Origin of the sequence: Pseudomonas sp. fls2-241-TYG-175, assembly GCF_030209155.1 — a bacterium.
Classification (GTDB): Bacteria; Pseudomonadota; Gammaproteobacteria; order Pseudomonadales; family Pseudomonadaceae; genus Aquipseudomonas; species Aquipseudomonas viridiflava.
In genome coordinates, this window is the sequence record NZ_JARVSO010000006.1 from 1 (window position 1) to 22,147 (window position 22,147).

Below are 22,147 nucleotides of genomic sequence, written 5' to 3' on the forward strand. Positions count from 1 at the left end.
GTTCCCACGCTCCAGCGTGGTAACGCCTCTCAGGACGCTCCGCGTCCGGCCGTGATCAGATTGATACGATCACCGGCGACTCAAAGCGCCAGGCCTGCCTTGACCCGGTATTGATTACGCACGGGCATCGCATATTGCTGCACCAGATAAGGACGGTGCTCGGCGGGCGCGCCTGCCAGTCTGCTTTCCCATTCATCTTTTGCACGATTGAGCTCATCGACAGGGAACAGGTCGGCAGCCAGCGGCACGTTCAGGGCCGGGTCGGCATGGGTCCACTGCGCGTACGCCAGGTAATGCACCGGGAACAGGCGATAGCCGCCGAGGATCTGACGGTCCATTTCGATGGCCAGTTGCTTGGTGTCTTCGAAATGCTCGGTGATCGGCGGCGCGAAGTTCACGTGCACGCGACCTTTATAGCCGGTGATGCCCAGTGCGATGCTCACGTCGTCCTCACCCGGCGTCTTGGTGTAGACGCCGGTGGTGGCGCGGATATACAGCTCGCGCGCCTTGGCCTGATCACAGGGATCGTATTCGTAGCTGATGGACACCGGAATCAGGTTCAGCGAACGAATCACATCGCCGAAAGGCTCATCCTTGCGGCTCATGTGAAACATCTTGAGGATCGCCGACTCGGTACGGTCATCTCCGTCCTTGGCGCGACCTTCGGCCTGGGCAATCCAGATCGACTGGCAGTCCTTGGTGATCGAGTGATTGATGTACGCCGACAGCAACTGATAGGCCGCCATCTTCTCGCGTCGCCCGATGATCGAGCGATGCACGATAAAGCTCTTGTTCAGGCGCATCAGGTCGCTGACAAAGGGCTTCTGCAGCAGGTTGTCGCCAATCGCAATGCGCGGCGTCGGCAGGCCTGCGTGGTACACGGCGTAGTTGACGAACGCCGGGTCCATCACGATATCGCGGTGGTTGGCCAGAAACAGATAGGCACAGCCGGACTTGAGTTGCTCGACGCCGGTATAGGTGACGCCGTCGGTGGCGCGCTCGATGGTGTGGTCGACGTAGTACTCGACTTTGTCCTGCAGTGTGGCGACCGAATCGATACCGGCGAACTCACGGCGCAGCTTGCGGGCCAGGGTCGGTTGCAGAAACCAGCCGAACGCAGGCGCCAGACGAGGAAAACGGAATTTGGTCAGAATCGCGAGAAAGGCTTTATCACTCAGCAGACGTGCCAGAACGGCTGGGACTTCTGAATCGTTGTAAGGTCGGATGGCATCGAATTCGCCCATCATGCTCTCTTGTTGGAATCGGATAGGGTAAAAAGAAGGCAGGTTTTTCACGACAACCTTCAAAGAATGGCGCAATTATACGCACAACTGATCCCGGAGACCGCGATGCAGGAATTACAGAGTTACGACTGCCCTTACTGCGGCGAGCCCGTCGAAGCGTTACTGGATCTGTCCGGCGGTGATCAACAGTATATTGAAGACTGTCAGGTCTGCTGCCGCCCGATCGTATTCGACCTCCAGACCGACGGCGAGCAATGGACGCTGGATGTACGCACCGAGAACGAGTGATGCAGAGAATCTACGAGCCGGAAAACCTCATGGAAGGCGAGTTGCTGCAAGGCATGCTGGCCAGTGAAGGGATCGAAGCGGGCCTCACGGGCCGTGATCTTCTGGGTGGCATGGGTGAGTTGCCGGTGTTCGGCCTGCTGTGGATCACTGTCGACGACGACAAGGTCGAGCGCGCACGGGAACTGATCACTGCGTACAATGCCGCTTCGCCTTTGTCCGGTGGCGATGAGCCGGACAGTTTTCCCGATGTACTGGTGTGCTGAACGCCGTCTTTAAAGAGTCCGATTACCCCTCATGTGTGGACGTTATGCCCTGTTTCGCTGGACCCCCGCCTTCGCGGCCTTGCCCGGTTTTCCGGCTGACCAGCAGGCCCAGTGGAATATTTCTCCGGCGGACTGGGTGTTGATCATGCGCGCCGCCGAAGAGGGCGGCGACATCGAACTGGTGCGTGCCCGCTGGGGCCTGACCCCGGCCTGGCTGACGGATCTGTCGAAAACCCCGGCTCATGCACGCGCTGAAACCGTGGCCGAACAGCCCATGTTTCGCGAAGCCTTCAAGCAGCGGCGCTGCCTGCTTCCCGCCAATGGCTTCTATGAATGGCGCGGCACCTCGCGCAAGCGTCCGTTCTGGCTCACTCCGGGGGAAGGCTCAGCCTTGTTTTTTGCAGCGATCTGGGAAGCCTATCCGGTTCAGGGTCATACCTACCTGAGTGTCGCAGTGGTGACTCAGGCCGCCGCCACTCAGCGCCGTCCCTTGATTCTGGATGCTGAAGGTCAGAAAGCCTGGCTGTCGCCCGATACGCCGCTCCCCAAACTGCAAGCCTTGCTGGCTGCCCCGCAGGTCGCGCTGCGTGAACGGCCACTGGCCAATCTGGTGAACGACCCGAAGCTCAATGCGCCAGAGTGTCTGACGCCGCTGAGTTGATAAATGTGTATAAGCTGACACGCGCCTGATACACGCCTGGCATACCCAAGGAACCATTTACCACTGGCATGTACCAATATGGCAATTGGCTGGTATCTGGCGCTGGGCGTATTCACGCCCTAGGATGACCGCCTCACGAACAAGGAGATCCACCCATGCGTCAGTCATTTGCCCTCTGTGCCTTGAGCGCTGCGTTACTGCTCGGCGGGTGTCAGGCCGTCAATACCACGACCGGTGATTCGGTAGGTGTCGAGCGCAAGCAGTACATGTTCAGCATGCTGTCCACGGATGAAGTGAACAAAATGTACGCCCAGTCCTACCAGCAGACGGTAGGCGAGGCGAGCAGCAAAGGCGTGCTGGACACCACCAGTTCAGACGCCAAGCGCGTCAATGCGATTGCCAAACGACTGATCGCGCAGGCGCCGAAGCTGCGTCCCGATTCGGCGCAATGGCAGTGGGAAGTGAACCTGATCAAGAGCGATGACCTGAACGCCAACTGCGGTCCTGGCGGCAAGATCATTTTCTTCACGGGCCTGATCGATACCCTGAAGCTGACCGACGACGAAATCGCTGCGGTCATGGGCCATGAAATCGCCCATGCCTTGCGTGAACACGGACGTGAAGCGATGTCCAAGGCTTACGGCGTGGCAATGGCCAAACAGGGCGCTGGCGCTTTGCTCGGTCTGGGTCAGGACACCATGGCGCTCGCCGACACCGCGGTTAATTACAGCATGACCCTGCCCAACAGCCGCAGCAACGAAAACGAAGCGGATCTACTGGGCCTTGAGTTGGCTGCGCGCGCCGGTTACAACCCCAACGCGGCGATCACCCTCTGGCAGAAAATGACTCAGAATTCGGGCGGTTCCCAGCCTGAGTTCATGAGCACTCACCCGGCTTCGGAACACCGCATTGCCTCTCTGCAGGCTGCGATTCCCAAGGTGATGCCGCTGTATCAGAGCGCTCCCAAGTCCTGATCGACCTCCATGAACGGCGCGTTGCCTGACAACCTGCAACGCGCCTGATCCCGTCAAATATCAAACCCAGCCACTGACCTGCATGGCCTTGTACACCGCGACCAGCGCCAGTACGAAGAAGGCACAGGCGGCCAGTCGACGAATCATGGTCAGCGGCAGTTTGTCTGCTGCGAAATTACCCGCCAGCACCACCGGCACGTTGGCGATCAGCATGCCGACCGTGGTGCCGATGATCACCAGCCACAGATGCGAATACTGCGCGGCCAGCATGACAGTCGCGATCTGGGTCTTGTCGCCGATTTCAGCGATGAAGAAGGTGATGAGGGTAGTCATGAACGGGCCGAATTTACGTGCCGTGCTGGCTTCGTCATCGTCCATCTTGTCCGGAACCAGAGTCCAGAGCGCGGTAGCGGTGAAGCTTGCGGCCAGAATCCAGTGCAGGACTGCGTCGGAAAGGAAGCTGCTGAACCAGGCCCCTACTGCGCCGGCGGCCGCATGGTTGGCCAGGGTCGCGGCGACGATGCCGGCGATGATGGGCCAGGGTTTGCGAAAGCGTGCGGCGAGGATGAGCGCGAGCAATTGCGTCTTGTCACCGATCTCGGCGAGCGCAACGACTGCGGTAGGGATTAAGAGTGATTCCAGCATCAGGTTTCCTAAGGGGCGGGTCGACACGGCTATGACACGTACAGCCTTCCCGCCCCGGGTAAGGTGTTCGTGTCATAGGTCTTGTCAAACCACCGATCCGTCTGAGCGGATTCTGGGTCGCACGCACCATGGTCTGAGGACCAAGTATGTTGATACGTGCCGGACGAGCGTGAGGCTCGTGGGAGACTACTCCCCTAGGACGGAGCGGATTCTGCCCTTGCAGAATCCTTTCGGCAAGCTCTTATTTCAAGAACGTTTGGCGCTGTAGATCTTGAACCCATTGCCTTGGGCACGGACTTCGCAGGCCCCGACATGCTCTTCGATCAGTGGCTGATAGCGCAGGAAATTATTCGCGACCAAGCGCAGTTCGCCACCTGATTTCAGATGTTGGCGTGCTTTTCTCAGCAAATTTTCGGTGGCCATGTAGTCAGTATGAACACCGACATGAAACGGCGGATTGCTCAAAATCGTGTTCAATCCCATGGGCGCCGCATCGATTCCGTCACCGGTCAAAACCTGTGCCTCAAGACCGTTGGCCGCCAGCGTCAGGCGCGAACTGGCCGTAGCGAATGCGTCCACATCCAGCATTACGACTTCGTTGTGCGGGTAGCGGCGCTTCACAGCAGCACCGAGAACGCCCGCGCCGCAGCCGAAGTCCAGCAGATTGCCGCTTGGCAGCTTGTCGATGTTTTCCAACAGAAGCGCTGAACCTCGATCCAGACGACCGTGGCTGAATACGCCGGGGAGGCTGATGACGGTGAGCGGGCCGTCCTGCAGGTCAATCTGATAAGGCTTGGCGAGGCTTTCCAGGCTGACTGCCTGCGGAGCTGTCTCGACGGTGACCTGCCAGAGCTGACAGTGACGCGCGCTGTCCAGCTTGCGAGCACGCCCGAACGGACTCAGTTGCCGAGCGGCGGCTTCGATACCGCCGCGTTTTTCACCGACCAGAAACAGCTCGCGACCCTGAAGGCGCGAGGCCAGTGCGTTGAGCAGGTAATCGGTCAGGTCGCGGGCCTTGGGCAGGAACAGCACGGCGGCCTCGAATGGCTCTTCCGGCGCCTCGACACCAAAGTGCGTGCGTCCTTCGAAGCGTGCATCCAGCGCAGCCTGATCACCGGCATGCCAGCACCAGCCACGGGCCTGCTGCAGTTTCCCGAGCAGGTCGTCGGCAGGCAATCCGGCCAACAACAGCGAGCCCTGAAACAGCTCGGCCTGACGGAGTAACACTTCACTGCGCGGGTCCATGGAATGGCTCCTGAAAAAGCGCGCAGTTTAACAGGATTGGCGAACGGGCATTCTGGAGAAAGGCGCAGGATCGCAGTGCCTGAACCTCCAGCGATCAGGTCTGCCTCACGCTGATCGTTCCTCACGCGTGGGAATGCCGCTCAGGACGCTCCGCGTCCCTGCACGCTGCGCCGCCTTAAAGGATCAGCCACTCACCACCCTGACCGGCGCACCGGCAAAGAATGCCCGGGCGTTTTCGGTGATCTGGCTGACGATACGCTGACGCGCTTCCCTGGCGCCCCAGGCGCTGTGCGGGGTGATGATCAGGCGCGGAATGTCGCCTGCGAGCAGGGGATTGCCTGCGACCGGAGGCTCAACGCTCAGCACGTCCGACGCTGCGCCGCCCAGATGGCCGTTGCGCAGTGCGTCGGCCAGGGCCTGTTCATTGATCAGCCCGCCGCGCGCGGTGTTGACGATAAATGCATGAGGTTTCATCAGACTCAGTTCGTACGCGCCGATCATGTCGCGGGTGTTGTCGTTGAGCGGGCAGTGCAGGGTGAGCGCATCGACCTGGGGCAACAGTTCTGTCAGCGGCAGGCGATCCGCGCGCGCTGGCCGACCTGGAATCTGCCCCAGCAACACACGCATGCCGAACGCCTCGGCCAGCCGTGCCACCGCGCCGCCCAGTTCGCCGTGGCCCAGCAGGCCCAGGGTCTTGCCTTCCAGCTCTACGATCGGAAAATCCAGCAGGCAGAACTGCTTCGATTTCTGCCACAGACCCTGGTGCACAGCCTGTTGGTAATCCGGCAGGCGCGTCGCCAGAGCCAGCAGCAGAAGCAGCGTGTGCTGGGCCACCGATGGCGTGCCGTAACCCTGGCAATTGCACACCGTCACGCCATGTTCGCGTGCGGAGATCAGGTCGACATTGTTGGTGCCCGTCGCAGTGACCAGAACCAGCTTGAGGTCCGGACAGGCTGCAAACGTGCCGGCATCGATCACGACCTTGTTGCTTATTGCAACCTGAGCACCCTTCAGGCGTTCGGCCACCTGCTCAGCTGTCGTACTGGCGTGCAGAACCAGTTCACCAACACTTTCACGCAGTGTTCCCAGATCCAGATCGCCCAGATCCAGCGACGTGTGGTCGAGGAAAACTGCTCTGCCGGGATTGCTCATAGCTGTACCTTTTGCGGAGAAATGGAAAAGCGTAGTGTGATCAGCCTATCAGAGCCCAGGCTTGCCAACATTCCAGGAGAACCAATCATGTATTGGCCAGAATTTCTCACCGTCGCACTGATCCATCTGCTGGCCGTCGCCAGCCCCGGCCCCGATTTCGCCGTTGTAGTGCGCGAAAGTGTTACCCACGGTCGCAAGGCCGGTACCTGGGCGGCGCTGGGTGTCGGTTCGGCGATTTTCGTGCATGTGGGCTATTCGCTGTTGGGCATCGGGATCATCGTTTCGCAATCCATCGTGCTGTTCAACGCCTTGAAATGGGCGGCAGCGGCGTACCTGCTGTACATTGGCTTCAAGGCCCTGCGGGCCAAACCTGCCAGCGCGTCGGATGACGTCATCAAGGCCCCGGCGGGCGAGCGCACCGCGAAAGGCGCTTACGTGAGTGGTTTCGTCACCAATGGCCTCAACCCCAAGGCCACGTTGTTTTTCCTGTCGCTGTTCACCGTGGTGATCAACCCGCACACGCCGTTGCTGGTACAGGGCGGATACGGTGTCTACCTCGCGGCGGCGACCGCGTTGTGGTTTTGCCTGGTCGCTCGTCTGTTCAGCCAGGCGCGGGTGCGCGCCGGTTTTGCGCGTATGGGCCACTGGTTCGACCGGGCGATGGGCGGGGTGTTGATCGCACTGGGTGTGAAGCTTGCGCTGACCGAGGTGCACTGAGTGACAGAGAAATGAACGTGCAGGTTCGCGTGACAGACGAGAGCAGGTTCAGCGGAGAGTGGCTGGCCAGACGCCTGCATGGCTCGGATGAACAAATCATCATTTTGGCTGATTTGGCTGGCGAGGCAGTGCTCTAGAGTCCATATTTCAGGCTTGGCCTGTGAACTTTGGAAAGGGACTCATATGTTACAGACTCGCGTTCTTCCGCCAGCCGATGGCGCTTATCAGTACCCTCTGTTGCTCAAACGGCTTCTGATGTCTGGCAGTCGCTATGAAAAAACGCGTGAAATCGTTTACCGGGATTCAGTTCGCTACACCTATGTCGAACTCAATGAACGTATCTGTCGCCTTGCCAATGCGCTGACAGCGGCAGGCGTCAAGGCTGGTGATACGGTGGCAGTCATGGACTGGGACAGCCACCGGTATCTTGAGTGCATGTTTGCGATCCCCATGATTGGTGCGGTGATACACACCGTCAACGTGCGACTCTCGCCCGAGCAGATTGCCTACACCATCAACCATGCTGACGACCGGGTCGTGCTGGTCAATAGCGAGTTCGTGGGCCTTTACAACGCTATTGCCGGGCACCTGACCACCGTCGAGAAAACCCTGCTGCTGACCGATCTGCCGGAAAAGACGGCCGATTTGCCGAACCTGGTCGGTGAATACGAAGAACTGCTGGCGGCGGCGAGTCCCGAATACGAATTCGAGGATTTCGACGAAAACTCGGTCGCCACCATGTTCTACACCACGGGCACGACGGGTAACCCCAAGGGTGTGTACTTCACCCACCGGCAACTGGTCCTGCACACCATGGGGGTCGCGACCATCATGGGCTGCATCGACAGCGTGCGGCTGCTGGGTACCGATGACGTTTACATGCCGATCACCCCGATGTTCCACGTGCATGCGTGGGGCGTCCCCTACGCCGCGACCATGCTCGGGCTAAAACAGGTGTATCCCGGCCGTTACGATCCTGAACTGCTGGTCGAGCTGTGGCGCAAGGAGAAGGTGACGTTCTCCCACTGTGTGCCGACCATCATGCAGATGCTGCTCAACGCCAAGTCTGCTGCCGACATTGATTTCGGCGGTTGGAAGATCATCATCGGCGGCAGTTCGCTCACGCGCACGCTGTACAAGGCGGCCAAGGCGAAAGGGATTCAGCTCACGGCGGCTTACGGCATGTCCGAAACCGGGCCGCTGATTTCCGTGGCGCACATCAACGAAGAACTGAAAGCGGGCAGTGAAGACGAGCGCATCACGTACCGGATCAAGGCGGGTGTGCCGGGCATGCTGGTGGACGCGGCGATTGTCGATGAACACGGCAACTTTTTGCCAGCCGATGGCGAAACCCAGGGCGAACTGGTGTTGCGTGCGCCCTGGCTGAGCGAGAGTTACTACCGAGAGCCTGAAAAGGGTGCCGAGATGTGGGCGGGCGGCTGGATGCACACTGGTGATGTGGCAACGCTGGACGGCATGGGTTTCATCGACATTCGTGACCGCATCAAGGACGTGATCAAGACCGGCGGCGAGTGGATTTCCTCTCTCGCGCTGGAAGACCTGTGCAGTCGGCACGCCGCCGTACGCGAAGTGGCCGTGGTCGGGGTTCCTGACCCGCAGTGGGGCGAGCGGCCTTTTGCGTTGCTGGTGGTGCGCGAAGGGCATGAGCTGGATGCGCGGATTCTGAAGGAGCATCTCAAGCCTTTCGTCGAGCAGGGACACATCAACAAGTGGGCCATTCCCAGCCAGATCGCGCTTGTTACTGAAATTCCCAAAACCAGCGTCGGCAAGCTCGACAAGAAGAAGATGCGTCTGGATATCGTCCAGTGGCAGAGCAGCAACAGTGCATTTCTCTCCACGCTGTGACTGATTTGAACGCTGTGCGCCCGCCGTGCGAGTCAGTGCGGCAGGTGCTTGCGTCGAGGACACCGCGCTGCGCCTTGCCAAATCGCCAATTTAAGCCATTCTCCCCTCCAGGCCTGTCACGCAGTTCCTCGGGAACAGGCGGGCCAGAGGCGTTGATGCTGCAAATCACACTTTAGAGGGATCAAGCATCAGCGCCCGCTGGATATAGTCGGCATAGGGAATGCGCAAGAGCGGAAGTACATTTTGTGTTGGAGCCATTCAGGCTGCCTGATGAGTGTTGCCAGTCAGTTTTTGATTCGACTGCTGAGTCGTTTTTGGATTTTCCCCCTGCCATAACAATAAAAGCACATGGAGTAGCGTCGATGACAACCACCAACCCCTTCTGGCGCCGGGCGAAACTGCCTCTGGCTGTCAGTCTTGCCTCTTCGCTCGCCGGTCCTGCTTTCGGCGTTTCCTTCAACATCGGCGAGATTGAAGGCAGCTTCGACTCCTCGCTCTCCGTGGGCGCCAGCTGGTCGACCGAAAAGGCCAACAAGAACCTTATCGGCGCCAACAATGGCGGGCGCGGGCTGTCCCAGACGTCAGACGATGGCCACTTGAACTTCAAGCGTGGGGAGACGTTCTCGAAGATCTTCAAGGGCATTCATGACCTGGAGCTGAAATACGGCGACACCGGCGTCTTCATGCGTGGCAAGTACTGGTATGACTTCGAACTCAAGGACGAAGGGCGAGAATTCAAGGACATCAGCGATTCGAACCGCAAGGAAGGCGCCAAGTCGTCTGGGTTCCAGTTGCTCGATGCCTTCGTGTATCACAACTATTCGATCGCTGATCAGCCTGGCTCGGTCCGTTTCGGCAAGCAGGTCATCAGTTGGGGTGAAAGCACCTTCATCGGTGGCGGCATCAACAGCGTCAACCCTATCGACGTGTCCGCGTTCCGTCGGCCTGGCTCGGAAATCAAGGAAGGCCTGATTCCGGTCAACATGTTCTATCTGTCGCAGAGTCTGACCGACAACCTCTCGGCCGAAGGTTTCTACCAGCTCGAGTGGGACCAGACGGTTACCGACAACTGCGGCACATTCTTCTCCCAGCCCGACGTCATCTCCGACGGCTGTGACAACAACCTCGCCGTACTGCGCAGCCGCAGCGGTTTGAACACCTCGCTGGCCGCAGCAGGTCTGCCGGCTGCCGCGCGCGGCGCCGTGTTCAACTCGCTGAGCCAGCAGGGCGTGGTGTTCGGCAATCCTGACGAAGGCGCGGTCGTGCGCCGTGGCCCTGACCGCGATGCGCGTGACAGCGGCCAGTTCGGTTTCGCCCTGCGTTACAACTATGAGCCGCTGGACACCGAGTTCGGTGCCTACATGATGAACTACCACAGTCGTGCGCCGATCTTCAGCGGACGCGGCGGTTCGGCAGCCTCTTTCAGCCCGGCCGGGCTGGTAGGTTCGCTGGTGCGCAATGGCATTCCGCAAGCCACGGCCGCGCGTCTGGCGCCGACCTTGCTGCCTGTCGTGGTGGCCGGTAACTCCAGCTATTACGTTGAATACCCTGAAGACATTCGCCTGTATGGCCTGAGCTTCTCCACCACACTGCCTACCGGCACTGCGTGGAGTGGTGAAATCAGCTACCGTCCGAACGCGCCGGTTCAGGTCAACACCACCGACATTCTGTATTCGGGCATTTCGCCGCTCAACCCGAACGTGTCGCTGCTGAACGGCCAGCCCAACACCGACCAGCCGGGTTATCGCCGCAAGGAAATCACCCAACTGCAGACCACCTTCACCCAGTTCTTCGATCAGGTCATGGGTGCCGAGCGTCTGACCCTGGTGGGCGAGGTCGGCTTCACGCACGTTGGTGGTCTGGAAAGCACGTCCGAGATCCGCTACGGCCGTGACCCGGTCTACGGGCCAGGCCCATTGCCTGGTGGCCAATGCGCCACGCTCAACGCCGGTACGCTCACCGGTGCCGACCAGAACAACCTGACCCGCTACTGCGAGAACGATGGTTTCACCACCTCCAACTCCTGGGGCTACCGCGCTCGCGCCATCTGGGACTACAACAGCTTCTTCGCCGGTGTGAACCTGCGCCCGAGCGTGGCGTGGTCGCATGACGTCAAGGGCTACTCGCCAGGCCCGGGCGGCAACTTCGAAGAAGGACGCAAGGCGGTCAGCCTCGGTCTGGATGCCGAGTACCAGAACACCTATACCGCAGCCCTTTCCTACACCAACTTCTTCGATGGGAAGTACACCACGGTTGATGACCGCGACTTCGTTGCGCTCAGCTTCGGCATGAACTTCTAAGAACACGGTTTTTTCGGGATGACAATAAATATGAAAATAACAAAGGGTCTGTTGCAAGCCGGTCTGTTGAGCGTGTCGCTGTTGGCGACCAGCGTCATGGCGGCGGTGTCTGAATCCGAGGCGGCAAAACTGGGGACGTCTTTGACGCCCATGGGGGCAGAAAAGGCGGGTAACGCAGCGAACACCATTTCGGCCTGGACGCCGATGCCGAAGAACGCCGGCGCAGTCGACAGCAAGGGGTTCCTGGCCAATCCTTATGCCAGCGAAAAGCCGTTGTTCACCATCACGGCGGCCAACGTCGAGCAGTACAAGGACAAGCTGGCGCCCGGCCAATACGCGATGTTCAAGCGTTACCCGGACAGTTACCGGATTCCGGTGTACCCGACACATCGTGGTGCAACCGTACCGGACGATGTCTACGCAGCCATCAAGCGTAACGCGACGACCACCAAACTGGTCGGCGGCGGCAGCGGGCTGGAGAACTTCGAGACGGCCATCCCGTTTCCAATCCCGGCCAATGGCGTCGAAGTGATCTGGAACCACATCACCCGCTACCGTGGCGGCAGCGTGAAGCGTCTGGTGACCCAGGCCACTCCGCAGCCCAACGGTTCCTACAGCCTCGTGTACTTCGCCGATCAGTTCGTGTTCCGCGACAAGATGCGCGATTTCGATCCGAAGAATCCGGGCAACGTGCTGTTCTATTTCAAGCAGGAAGTGACTGCGCCAGCACGTCTGGCCGGTGGCGTACTGTTGGTCCACGAAACACTCGACCAGGTGAAGGAACCGCGTTCGGCCTGGCTGTACAACGCCGGTCAGCGACGTGTGCGCCGGGCGCCGCAGGTCTCGTATGACGGTCCGGGCACTGCCTCGGACGGCCTGCGGACCTCCGACAACCTGGACATGTACAACGGTGCGCCGGATCGCTACGACTGGAAACTGATCGGCAAGCAGGAGATGTACATCGCCTCCAACAGCCACAAGCTGGACGACCCGACGCTCAAGTACGCCGACATCATCAAGGCCGGTCACATCAATCAGGACCTGACCCGTTACGAGCTGCGTCGTGTCTGGCACGTGACTGCGACCTTGAAGGAAGGTCAGCGCCACATCTATGCCAAGCGTGACTTCTTCATCGACGAAGACACCTGGCAGGCGGCAGTGATCGACCACTACGACGGCCGCGGCCAACTGTGGCGCGTCGCCGAAGCGCATGCCGAGAACTACTACGACAAACAAGTGCCGTGGTACGCCATTGAAACACTCTACGACCTGCAGTCGGGCCGTTACGTGGCGCTGGGCATGAAGAACGAAGAGAAACGTGCCTACGAGTTCGGCTTCACGGCGGGCACCAGCGACTTCACGCCAAACGCTCTGCGTCAGGAGGGCGTTCGTTAATCACCGGTTTGTAGCGCTTGCGGATACACGAAGCGCTTCTGTGGAAAACGCTTGAACAGCAAAGCCCCGTCCGCGGGGCTTTTTTGCGTCTGGCCGCAGGCCTTATAAGTCGTAGGAATTTTGTTACAGTCTTTTCAATGATGACCTTCAAAACGATCCGCTAACCCGCTAGTCTCCGAGCACTGCCAAGCCGAACAAATCGATTCATACAAGAGCCGGCCATGACTGATCTGTCCCGTATGCAAGGGTTCGCAGACAGCGCGATTCCTGCGTTGGAAGGGCGATTCTTCCGACCGCCACTGCCCGATGGCCATGTTCTCAGACCCCGATTGTGCCAGCGCCTTCACGAAGGCTTGTCTGGGCGATTGCTGCTGGTCTGTGCTCCGGCCGGGTTTGGAAAAAGCTCTCTGGCGGTCGAGTTCTGTCAGGCGTTACCGGACAAATGGCAAAGCGTGTGGCTGGGGCTGAGTTCCAGAGACCAGGATCCTGGACGTTTTCTGGAACGTCTGCTGGCAGGGCTTCAGCAGTTCCTTCCGCAATTGGGCGGGCAGGCGATGGGGTTGCTGAAGATGCGCCAGCGCCATCAGCCGTTTGCATTTGAACCCTGGCTCGACGGGCTGCTGGACGAACTGGCCGTGCACCTGATGCTCAGTCAGCCGCTCTTGCTGGTACTCGACGACTACCATCTGGCGCAGGGCAGCGTGCTTGATCGTTGTCTGCAGTTTCTGCTCAACCATTTGCCGGCGGGGCTGGTGGTAATGGTCACCAGCCGTCAGCGACCTGACTGGCATCTGGCCCGCCTGCGTCTTTCACGCCAGTTACTCGAAATCAACGAACATGACCTGCGGCTCACCCATGACGAGTCAATCGCATTGCTGGACCGGCACAGCCGCTCGCTCGACAACGAAGCGCTGCAACGGTTGATTGAGCGCAGTGAGGGCTGGGTGGCGGGGCTGCGTTTCTGGCTGCTGGCGGCTGCCGAAGCTGGTGATGACAACGCTTTGCCTCAGGCCCTGCATGGCGGCGAGGTGATGATTCGCGAGTACCTGCTCGAAGAAGTCATCGACTGCCTGCCTGCCGAGGCGCAGGCGTTTCTTTATGAAACGGCGTGCCTGGAACGCTTTTGCAGCGCCCTGTGCGACGCGGCCCGCGATACCCACGACAGCGCCGAGATGCTGCGCTACCTGCAGGCGCATCAGGTGTTTCTGGTGCCGCTCGACGAGCAGGGCCACTGGTTTCGCTATCACCATTTGTTCTCAGACCTGCTGCGCACCCGTCAGGCCAGTGGCCCGCAGCAGACACGCCTGCACCTGAATGCCTGTCGCTGGTTCAGCGGCCAGGGCCTGCTTGATGAAGCCGTTGAGCAGGCCCTGCGCGCCGGACATCTGGATGTCGCAGCCAATCTGGTGCAGAACCTCTCCGAAGAGCAGCTGCTGGCTGAGCAGAACGTCGGCATGTTGCTGCGCTGGAAGATGGACTTGCCTGACAGCCTGCTGACCAGCACCCCGCGTTTGATCGTGCTGTATGCCTGGGCATTGGGACTGGCCTGCCAGCTGGATGCGGCTGAAGAACTGGCCAATCAGTTGAGTCGCTTCCTGCCCGCGCCGTCGGCAACCGCACAAAAATCCATGCTGGCCCAGTGGTTGGCGCTGAGTGGCGTGATTGCTCGTGGTCGGGGCGACAGCGACAGGACGCTGCGGTATTGCAGCGAAGCCCTGCTCAGCCTGCCCGAAAAACGTTACGGGCAGCGCCTGGTGTGCCTTTCGACGCTTGCCAATCTGGCCATCGCCCAAGGCGATCTGTGGCGCGCCCGCGCATTGAATCGCGATGCGCTGGAGCTGGCGCAACGGGTCGCAAATCCATTGTTCGAAGCGCTCGCCCACTATGATCGCGCCAGAGCCTTGCAGGCTCGGGGCGAGGTCCTGCGGGCGCTCGAAGAGGTGCGTCAGGGTCAACAGCGCCTCAAAGGACTGTCCTCGTCTCGTCTGTATGCGGTACGGGCGCGTCTGACCTTGTATGAAGGCTATCTGCTGACGCTGTGCATGCAGGTCGATGCGGGGCGGGCAAAACTGCTAGCCGGTCTGGCCGAAGCCCATGCCTGTCGCGATATCAGCGTGCTCATCGGCCATTGTGTGATTGCCACGATGGAAGGCTGTGCAGGGCGTTTTGCCGAAGCCTTTGCGGAGCTGGCCGAGGCCGAACGGTTGATGCACATCTGGGATGTCCCGCCGATTTATTACCTGGCCATGATCACGCTGGTCAAATGTGAACTCTGGCTGGTGCAGGGACGCATCGACCTGGCCGAGTCATGGTTGCTGCGCCTCACTCAGACCTACACCGGCGAGCTGGCCGCTGGCGCGCCTGAATGCCACCCACAGTTACCGCAGCAGATCGAACTGCAGCGCGCCATGCTGGACCGTATCAACGGCGATCATTGTGCCAGCGAGAAACGTCTTCTGGCGCTTGAAGAGCAGTCCCTGCGGATCGGCGCGCAATTGGTGGGCCTTATGGCCATGACTCAACATATCGGACTGTTGCTTGACGCCGCCCGCCATGACGAAGCCCGGGAACGCTTGATGCGTAGCCTGCAGCCCGCCGCTGGTGGTGCGCTGTTTGCGTTTCGTGCGTTGCTCGACGAACATCCGCAATGGCTTCGTGAGCAGTTGCTTCAGGCACCTCCTTGCGCGGTGCGTAATGCGTTGCTTGATCAACTTCCGGCGTGTCCGGTGACTACTGTCGCAGAGATGGTGCACGGCAGCGACTGCCTGAGCGTACGTGAACTGGACGTGCTTAGATTGATCGCCCAAGGCTGTTCGAATCAGGAAATCAGCGAGCAATTGTTCATCTCGCTGCACACGGTCAAGACCCACGCCAGCCACATCAACAGCAAGCTGGGCGTGGAACGCCGGACCCAGGCGGTGGCGAGGGCCAAGGCGCTGGGGCTGTTGAGTTAACCCGAGACGGACTGATCCGGCGCCATGCCTGACCAGAGGTGATCGACGCGGTCCAGCCCCCAGTCGGCGGGGAGTTCAATCTTGATAATGGCGTCCCGGTCTTCGTTGCTCGCCAGGTCAATGATCTGCGCCGCGAAGGTCTTGCGGGTGCGTGCGGACATGAAAACCTTGACCCTGGGCGTCAGCAGCGACGTTTCACTCTGCTCCATGACTACGCCCAGCCGTCCGCTTTCCAGGCGCACCAGCGCACCCACCGGATAGATGCCCACGGTCTTGACGAAACTCTGGAACACCACGTCATCGAAGTGACCTTTCCAGGAAGCCATCTCACGGATCGAATGGGCAACACCCCAGCCCTTCTTGTACGGCCGGTCCGAGGTGATCGCGTCATACACGTCGCAGACCGCACTCATTCTGGCGAAGATGCTGATGTCCGACCCTTGCAATCCATCGGGGTAGCCCGAGCCGTCGACCTTCTCATGGTGATGCAGGCAGACATCCATCACCAGCGCCGCGACTGGCAGATTCTCCTCGAGAATTTTCAGACCCTGCTCGGGGTGGGTTTTCATCAGGGTGAATTCTTCGACGGTCAGCCTGCCGGGTTTGTTGAGGACTTCCGGTGCAATCATCATTTTGCCGACGTCATGCATGAGTCCCGCTACGCCGGCCTCACGGACCTGCTCATCGTTCATGCCCATCCGCCGGGCAAGCGCCACCATCAACGCGCAGACGGCAACCGAATGCATGTAGGTGTACTCATCCGATGTCTTGAGGCGGGACAGGCTGATCAGGGCGTGCGGATGGCGCAGGATCGAGTTGGAAATTTCCTCGACCATCAGGTCCACATTGTCCATCTTCATGGCGTGCCCCATCCGGGCCTCGCTGAACATGTTCATCACGACATCGCGGGCCTTGCCGCAAATGGCTCTGGCGCGCTTGACCTCCTGTTCCAGGCTGACCGCTGCAGTGTCGTCATGCGCCGAGGCCGGTGTGGGTTGCGGCGTGTGATCACGGCCCTGTTGCGTGTCGATCCAGACCTCGAGGGTATCGGAAGACTGAATGCGTTTGAGCACATCGGTATCGTGAAGAACGGTTTCGACGTGAGCGACCCAGAAAGGATCACTGTTCCAAGGGCGGCAGAACTTATGGATGTGCATGCCAAGGCTGAGTTCGGAGACGGGGATCTTTTTCAGCATGCCCAGCCACCCAGATCTGGCTCGATGGAGCAGCCTGTGCGTGAGCAGGGCGCAACGGCCCCTTTGGATTGTGTGGTCTGGCGATGGATCGACATGACTTCACCTTATTGACTGCAAGGATCATCCTGATCTCGTAACGCCAGTATAAGCAGCAGTTCAGGAAAAGATCTTGTGTATTTAACTGACGTCAATAAGTTGCTGATTCTGTTTTTGTTGTTTTAGATCAATGGCTTGTAGCTTTAATGGGTTGTGCCTCCAGCGCTTGATAAAAACAATCAATGACCGTGACAGAGTGGTCGGCGGCCGAGAGCGCCGACCGGTCTTTCAAATCGTCGGCAGGACACCGGGCAGCGGATGATATTGACGTCCGAAATACACCAGCGCGTCCGATTGGCTTTCATGCCGGATGTCCTGCACCTCGCAGAACAGAATGTCGTGGGTGCCGACACTCACTGACTGGCTGATTCGGCAGTCCAATGCCAGCTTGGCGCCATCGAGTAACGGTGCGCCGGTCAGACCTTCCAGCCATTGGCCGCCAGCGAAGCGCTCGGCCTGAGAGTTCTTGCCGCCAAACAGGTTGGACAGCGCCTGCTGCTCGTGACCCAGCGTGTTCACGCACAACGTGCCATTGCCCACGAAGGCCTCGTACACCGATGCACTGCGGTTGATGCAGACCAGCAGCGTCGGTGGCTGGTCGGTCACGCTGCAGACTGCGGTCGCGGTGAATCCGGCCCTGCCGTGCGGGCCATCGGTGGTGATCACGTTGACTGCGGCAGCGAGGCTGGACATCGCGTCGCGAAATTGAAGCTGGGTGACGGCAGTGGTTTCGGCTGGGCGTATTGCGGATTGAGTGTGCATGGCAACGGTCCTTCAGGCCTGGGCGCTGAGAAAGTCGAGCAGGGCTCGGTGAAAGGGATGAGGGTCAGTGATGTTCGAGGCGTGACCGCCGTATTCCAGAAGCACCAGCCTGGCGTCGGGGAGCGTGTCGGCCAGATGCTGTGAACGCTGCCATGGCACCAGCATGTCGTCGCGATTGGCGATCAGCAGCGTCGGGGTGCGAATGTCCGCAAGGTTCGCCTCGATGTCGAAGCTTTCCAGCGCATGAATGCGCCGCAGCAGGTTGTCGGTGTCGGGGAAGTGCGCCAGCGCGTGCGCCTCGTCGCTGGCAAGCCGCGTGGTGTTCGCCGCGATCCAGTCGGCCGGATAAAGAAACAGCGCCTGGGCCTGCACATAGGCTTCAGGCCCGCTGTTCAACAGCAGTTTCTTGCGCACCGAAAAACAGCGGGCACTGTGCGGATTCGGGCTGCTCCAGGCGTTGATCAGCACCTGACTGTCCAGCAGTCGCGGGCGCAGCAGCGACAGCTCAAGCCCGACCAGCCCGCCCAGTGCATGACCCATGAAGTGGCAGCGCTGAATGTCGAGCGAGTCGAGCAGTTCCAGCAGTTCGAGCGCCATGTGGCGAATCGAATAATCCGGCGGCAATACGGCGGGGCTGCGTCCAGTGCCCGCATGGTCGTAGACCAGCACCTGATAGTCACGGGTCAGGATCAGCAGGTCGTCGGCCCAGTATCGGCTGGAGCCGCCGAGGCCCGAACTGAGCACCAGTGTCGGGGCGTCGGCTGTTTGCGAAGCGTGAAGTTCATGGAACATGCAGGCGCTCCAGGTGGGCGGCGAGCGCCCACGTTCGAGGTTCAGCCGATGTGGGCGATGCTGGCGATTTCAATGAGTGCTTCTGGCTTTACCAGGCCGCACTGGATGCAATAGCGCGCCGGTTTCTCGCCCGCGAAGTACTCGGCATACACTTCGTTGACTTTGGCGTAATCGGCCCAGTCGCGAATCATGATCATGTTGAAGGTGACGTCATCCATCGTGCCGCCTGCGGTTTCGATCACGCTCTTGATGGTTTCCAGCACGTGACGGGTCTGTGCAGTCGCATCGCCGACATGCACCACGTTGTTGTCCTTGTCGAAGGGCAGGGTGCCAGACACGTAGAGCACGCCATCGGCCATCGAGCCCGGTACGAATGGGGCAATCGGCTTGGTGGTGCCAGCAGGAATGATCGCTTTCTTGGTCATGCTCAGATCCTCACAAAGGTTGCCCGACCGGGCTGAAGGTGGTGCAGAAATCATCGACGCTGGAGACCCAGCCAAAGAAGGTTTCGATGTTGAACAGGGCGGCCTGCTGAGCGAACTCGGGGCCTGCCTGATGAGTGGCGTCGGCCAGAACCACGCCGAAATATTCCAGGTGAAAGCCGTCACGCAAGGTCGATTCGACGCAGACGTTGGTGGCGATTCCAGTGAACACCAGATTACGAATGCCACGGCTGCGCAGCACGCTGTCGAAGCTGGAATTGAAGAATCCGCTGTAGCGAATCTTCGGCACCACGATATCGCCGGGTTCAGGCTTCAGTTCATCGACCAGCTGATAGTCCCAGCCGCCCTTGGCCAGCAACTGACCTTCAAGTTCGGGCCGCTTGCGCATGGTTTTCAGCGCATTCGACTTGTGCCAGTTGGGTGAGCCGGGGCCGCCTGCTTCCACGTAGGCCGGGTCCCAGCCGTTCTGGAAAAAGATCACCGGGATACCGGCCGCACGTGCGGTGGCGCAGGCCTTTTTGATGTTGGCAATGACCGGTCCCGTGCTGCTGACATCGAACCCGGCCAGGTCCAGGTAGCCGCCGAGCGAGGCGTAGGCGTTCTGCATGTCGACCACCACCAGCGCCGTCTCGCCAGCTTTCATGCGCAGGGCTTCGGGGCGGGCGGGCAGGTCGCGGGCGGGTTGCAGATCGGGCGGCAAATCCACACCGGCAATCGTTGCAGGCGCGTTCATCAGACCACCTCCTTGAGCGGCAGGATGTGACTGCGGCTGCTCATCAGTGGCTGAATCTTCTGACCGAAATCTTCGACGCCCTTCACGAAATCGTCGAAGGTCAGCATCACGCCCTGAGTGCCAGGAACGCTGGCCACTTCGTCGAGCATCTTCGCCACATTGGCCCAGGAGCCGACCAGCGTGCCCATATTGATATTGACCGCCGAGGTCGGGTCGGCCATCTGCCGCAGGTTCGAGCCTGCGCTCTTGTCGGCCGAGCCCTTGTCGCTCAACCAGGCGATGGCTTCCTCGTCGGCACCTTCCTTGATGTGCTCCCAACGAGCGCGTGCGGCTTCGTCGGTGTCGTCGGCGATGATCATGAACAGCACGCAGGAGGTGACGTTGCGCCCGGTCTGTTCGTTGGCCTCGATCAGCTTCTGCGCGGTGGGCGCGAACGCGGTCGGGGTGTTCACACCTTTGCCGAAGCAGAAGTTGTAGTCGGCGTACTGGGCCGAGAACGCCATGCCAGCTTCACTTTGCCCGGCACAGATCAGCTTCATGTCGGCTTTCGGACGGGGACTGACGCGGCAGTCCTGCATGCTGAAATGTTCGCCCTGAAAGTCACTGCTGCCGGTGGCCCACAGGTCACGCAGCACCTGTGCGTATTCGGCCAGATATTCGTAGCGGGTGTGGAAGAACTCATCGCCCGGCCACAGACCCATTTGCTCGTATTCGGGTTTCTGCCAGCCAGTGACCAGATTGATGCCGAAGCGGCCATTGGAAATCGAGTCGATGGTCGACGCCATGCGTGCGGCAATCGCGGGCGGAATGGTCAGGGTCGCGACCGTGGCGAACAACTGGATCTTGCTGGTCACGGCGGCGAGTCCGGCCATGAGGGTGAACGACTCCAGATTGTGTTCCCAGAACTGCGTCTTGCCGCCGAAGCCGCGCAACTTGATCATCGACAGCGCGAAGTCGAAACCGTAGTGCTCGGCCTTCTGCACGATCTGTTTGTTGAGGTCGAAGGTGGGCATGTACTGAGGTGCGTTGCTGGAAATCAGCCAGCCGTTGTTGCCGATGGGGATGAAGATACCGATGTCCATATGAGGCCTCTCTGCGATAGTCGATGCGTGCCCCAGGGACAACGGGCGGCACTTGAACCGAACCTGCATGGAGCGGGCCAGCTTTGGTTTGTTGTTTTTATTCAAGTGGTTAGGAAATTAATTCGTTTATTTCGGACCATTTGGTCTGGATTAGAGCACTTGGTTTGTGCAGGGCGCACGCTGATGGGGCATGCGGCGGATAAATGCGCGGCGCGGTTCGCATCCATATCGACAAAGTGTGTCCGCCCGTTAAGATGCCTGCTTATTTCGGCATCACCGGATGGATGTGCGTGAACAAGAAACCTCCCGTGACAGAGCCCGCGAGCAAACGCGTGCGCAAGGTCAAGCCCGACAAGGCAGTCAAGGCGACCCGCGAGCCCAGTGCATCCGCCCTCAAGCGACGCCTGCGGCTCATGGAAGGCAAGCGCAGTGTGATTCTCGATGCTGCGCTGGAAATCTTTTCCCGTTACGGCGTGCATGGCAGCAGCCTGGATCAGGTGGCGAGCCTGGCGGACGTGTCCAAGACCAACCTGCTGTACTACTTCAGCAGCAAGGACGACCTGTATCTGAACGTTCTGCGCCAGTTGCTGGAAGTGTGGCTCAGCCCCTTGCTGCACTTCACTGCCGACAAGGACCCGCAGCAGGCCATCGGTGCATACCTGAAGGCCAAGCTGGAAATGTCCCGCGATCATCCGGCCGAGTCCCGGCTGTTCTGCATGGAAGTGATGCAGGGCGCGCCGCTGATACAGGGCGAACTGCAGCATCCGTTGCGCGACACGGTGCAGACCAAGGTCGCGGTCATTCAGCACTGGATCGACAGCGGCCAGTTGGCGCCGATCAATCCGCATCACCTGATCTTCTCGTTGTGGGCGACCACCCAGCATTACGCAGACTTCCGCACGCAGGTCGAGGCGGTGACGGGTAGAACCCTGGATGACCCCGAATTCTTCGACGAGGTTCTGGAGAGTCTGCGCAGCATGATCCTGGACGGCATCCTGCCGCGTGGTGCTTCGTCAAAAAAGCCTTGAGCCTCTGACGAAACGCTATCCAATGTGGTGGCGCCACCACGTCTTCGACGTAGCGCTGTCGCGCAGCAAACACCGGACCGTGGGAGCGGACTTGTCCGCGAAGAGGTGGTACAGCCGATGTAAGTTCAGCGACTGAAATGCAGCATTCGCGGACAAGTCCGCTCCCACAAAATCCAGTTTCTTCAGTGGTTTATAGGTTGTTTGATAAGAGGCGGCTTGCCGGCGATGGCATCAGTCCAGTCGCTGATGTGTTGCCTGGGAAAATGCCTCGCCGGCAAGCCGCCTCCCACAGTCCGATGTTTGCCGTACGC

Annotated in this window: 20 protein-coding genes and 1 riboswitch; of the genes, 10 read left to right on the plus strand and 10 right to left on the minus strand. The window is 60.0% G+C overall.

Features of this window, described 5'->3' with window-relative positions; translation table 11 throughout:
• Nucleotides 1-80: 80 nt before the first annotated feature.
• Nucleotides 81-1,244 (minus strand): 1-acyl-sn-glycerol-3-phosphate acyltransferase, encoded by a 1,164-nt coding sequence (locus tag QRN20_RS05960; RefSeq protein ID WP_058431000.1) that lies wholly within the window; start codon nt 1,242-1,244, stop codon nt 81-83.
• A gap of 105 nt (nt 1,245-1,349) precedes the next feature.
• Here QRN20_RS05960 and QRN20_RS05965 point away from each other — a divergent pair, with 105 nt between their 5' ends.
• The 4 genes from QRN20_RS05965 to QRN20_RS05980 all read left to right on the plus strand — a co-directional run bounded on the left by QRN20_RS05965 (nt 1,350) and on the right by QRN20_RS05980 (nt 3,430).
• Complete coding sequence (locus QRN20_RS05965) at nt 1,350-1,532, plus strand: CPXCG motif-containing cysteine-rich protein (RefSeq protein ID WP_025996322.1); 183 nt, start codon at nt 1,350-1,352, stop codon at nt 1,530-1,532.
• Nucleotides 1,532-1,795 (plus strand): putative signal transducing protein, encoded by a 264-nt coding sequence (locus QRN20_RS05970; RefSeq protein ID WP_004885160.1) that lies wholly within the window; start codon nt 1,532-1,534, stop codon nt 1,793-1,795. Before QRN20_RS05965 ends, QRN20_RS05970 begins: the two co-directional genes overlap by 1 nt.
• 31 nt (nt 1,796-1,826) lie before the next feature.
• Nucleotides 1,827-2,456 (plus strand): SOS response-associated peptidase, encoded by a 630-nt coding sequence (locus QRN20_RS05975; RefSeq protein WP_029242106.1) that lies wholly within the window; start codon nt 1,827-1,829, stop codon nt 2,454-2,456.
• 155 nt (nt 2,457-2,611) lie between these two features.
• Nucleotides 2,612-3,430, plus strand: coding sequence for a M48 family metallopeptidase (locus tag QRN20_RS05980; protein ID WP_029242107.1), 819 nt, complete (start codon nt 2,612-2,614; stop codon nt 3,428-3,430).
• Between the two features lie 60 nt (nt 3,431-3,490).
• Here QRN20_RS05980 and QRN20_RS05985 read toward each other — a convergent pair whose 3' ends face one another.
• The 3 genes from QRN20_RS05985 to QRN20_RS05995 form a co-directional block, all read right to left on the minus strand.
• Entirely contained in the window at nt 3,491-4,075 is a 585-nt protein-coding gene (locus QRN20_RS05985) for a TMEM165/GDT1 family protein (protein ID WP_004885157.1), read from the minus strand.
• Between the two features lie 69 nt (nt 4,076-4,144).
• Nucleotides 4,145-4,283, minus strand: a riboswitch (yybP-ykoY riboswitch).
• Nucleotides 4,284-4,321: 38 nt separating this feature from the next.
• Nucleotides 4,322-5,320 carry a methyltransferase gene (locus tag QRN20_RS05990; protein ID WP_029242108.1) on the minus strand — a complete coding sequence of 333 codons (999 nt, stop codon included), beginning with the start codon at nt 5,318-5,320 and terminating at the stop codon, nt 4,322-4,324.
• Between the two features lie 183 nt (nt 5,321-5,503).
• Nucleotides 5,504-6,472 (minus strand): 2-hydroxyacid dehydrogenase, encoded by a 969-nt coding sequence (locus QRN20_RS05995; protein WP_029242109.1) that lies wholly within the window; start codon nt 6,470-6,472, stop codon nt 5,504-5,506.
• Between the two features lie 87 nt (nt 6,473-6,559).
• Here QRN20_RS05995 and QRN20_RS06000 point away from each other — a divergent pair, with 87 nt between their 5' ends.
• The 5 genes from QRN20_RS06000 (at nt 6,560) to QRN20_RS06020 (ending at nt 15,704) form a co-directional block, all read left to right on the plus strand.
• Nucleotides 6,560-7,189, plus strand: coding sequence for a LysE family translocator (locus QRN20_RS06000; RefSeq protein WP_004885154.1), 630 nt, complete (start codon nt 6,560-6,562; stop codon nt 7,187-7,189).
• 183 nt (nt 7,190-7,372) lie between these two features.
• Nucleotides 7,373-9,055 (plus strand): fatty acid--CoA ligase, encoded by a 1,683-nt coding sequence (locus QRN20_RS06005; RefSeq protein WP_029242111.1) that lies wholly within the window; start codon nt 7,373-7,375, stop codon nt 9,053-9,055.
• Between the two features lie 362 nt (nt 9,056-9,417).
• A complete protein-coding gene (locus QRN20_RS06010; protein WP_004885152.1) occupies nt 9,418-11,355 on the plus strand; it encodes a DUF1302 domain-containing protein in 1,938 nt (645 codons plus the stop codon).
• A 30-nt stretch (nt 11,356-11,385) separates the two neighbouring features.
• Nucleotides 11,386-12,750, plus strand: a complete 1,365-nt coding sequence (locus QRN20_RS06015; RefSeq protein ID WP_025996330.1) for a DUF1329 domain-containing protein — start codon at nt 11,386-11,388, stop codon at nt 12,748-12,750.
• Nucleotides 12,751-12,971: 221 nt separating this feature from the next.
• Nucleotides 12,972-15,704 carry a winged helix-turn-helix domain-containing protein gene (locus tag QRN20_RS06020; RefSeq protein WP_122569578.1) on the plus strand — a complete coding sequence of 911 codons (2,733 nt, stop codon included), beginning with the start codon at nt 12,972-12,974 and terminating at the stop codon, nt 15,702-15,704.
• On the opposite strand, the gene QRN20_RS06025 is transcribed toward QRN20_RS06020, so the two are convergent.
• The 6 genes from QRN20_RS06025 to rutA form a co-directional block, all read right to left on the minus strand.
• The gene (locus QRN20_RS06025; protein ID WP_122425709.1) at nt 15,701-16,900 is read right to left on the minus strand and encodes a cyclic di-GMP phosphodiesterase; all 1,200 of its coding nucleotides are present in this window, start codon (nt 16,898-16,900) and stop codon (nt 15,701-15,703) included. The two genes, QRN20_RS06020 and QRN20_RS06025, sit on opposite strands and share 4 nt — an antisense overlap.
• A 324-nt stretch (nt 16,901-17,224) precedes the next feature.
• Nucleotides 17,225-17,758 carry an NADH-dependent FMN reductase RutF gene (rutF, locus tag QRN20_RS06030; protein WP_058431006.1) on the minus strand — a complete coding sequence of 178 codons (534 nt, stop codon included), beginning with the start codon at nt 17,756-17,758 and terminating at the stop codon, nt 17,225-17,227.
• 12 nt (nt 17,759-17,770) lie between these two features.
• Nucleotides 17,771-18,550, minus strand: coding sequence for a pyrimidine utilization protein D (gene rutD / locus QRN20_RS06035; protein WP_088235898.1), 780 nt, complete (start codon nt 18,548-18,550; stop codon nt 17,771-17,773).
• Between the two features lie 41 nt (nt 18,551-18,591).
• Nucleotides 18,592-18,975, minus strand: coding sequence for a pyrimidine utilization protein C (gene rutC, locus QRN20_RS06040; protein ID WP_004885146.1), 384 nt, complete (start codon nt 18,973-18,975; stop codon nt 18,592-18,594).
• Between the two features lie 10 nt (nt 18,976-18,985).
• Nucleotides 18,986-19,726, minus strand: coding sequence for a pyrimidine utilization protein B (gene rutB, locus QRN20_RS06045; protein WP_122425710.1), 741 nt, complete (start codon nt 19,724-19,726; stop codon nt 18,986-18,988).
• A complete protein-coding gene (rutA, locus tag QRN20_RS06050; protein ID WP_004885144.1) occupies nt 19,726-20,808 on the minus strand; it encodes a pyrimidine utilization protein A in 1,083 nt (360 codons plus the stop codon). The genes rutB and rutA overlap by 1 nt, the downstream gene beginning before the upstream one ends.
• Nucleotides 20,809-21,092: 284 nt before the next feature.
• Between rutA and rutR the strand changes: the two genes are divergently transcribed.
• Nucleotides 21,093-21,836 (plus strand): pyrimidine utilization regulatory protein R, encoded by a 744-nt coding sequence (gene rutR / locus QRN20_RS06055; protein WP_004885143.1) that lies wholly within the window; start codon nt 21,093-21,095, stop codon nt 21,834-21,836.
• The last annotated feature ends 311 nt before the right edge of the window (nt 21,837-22,147 follow it).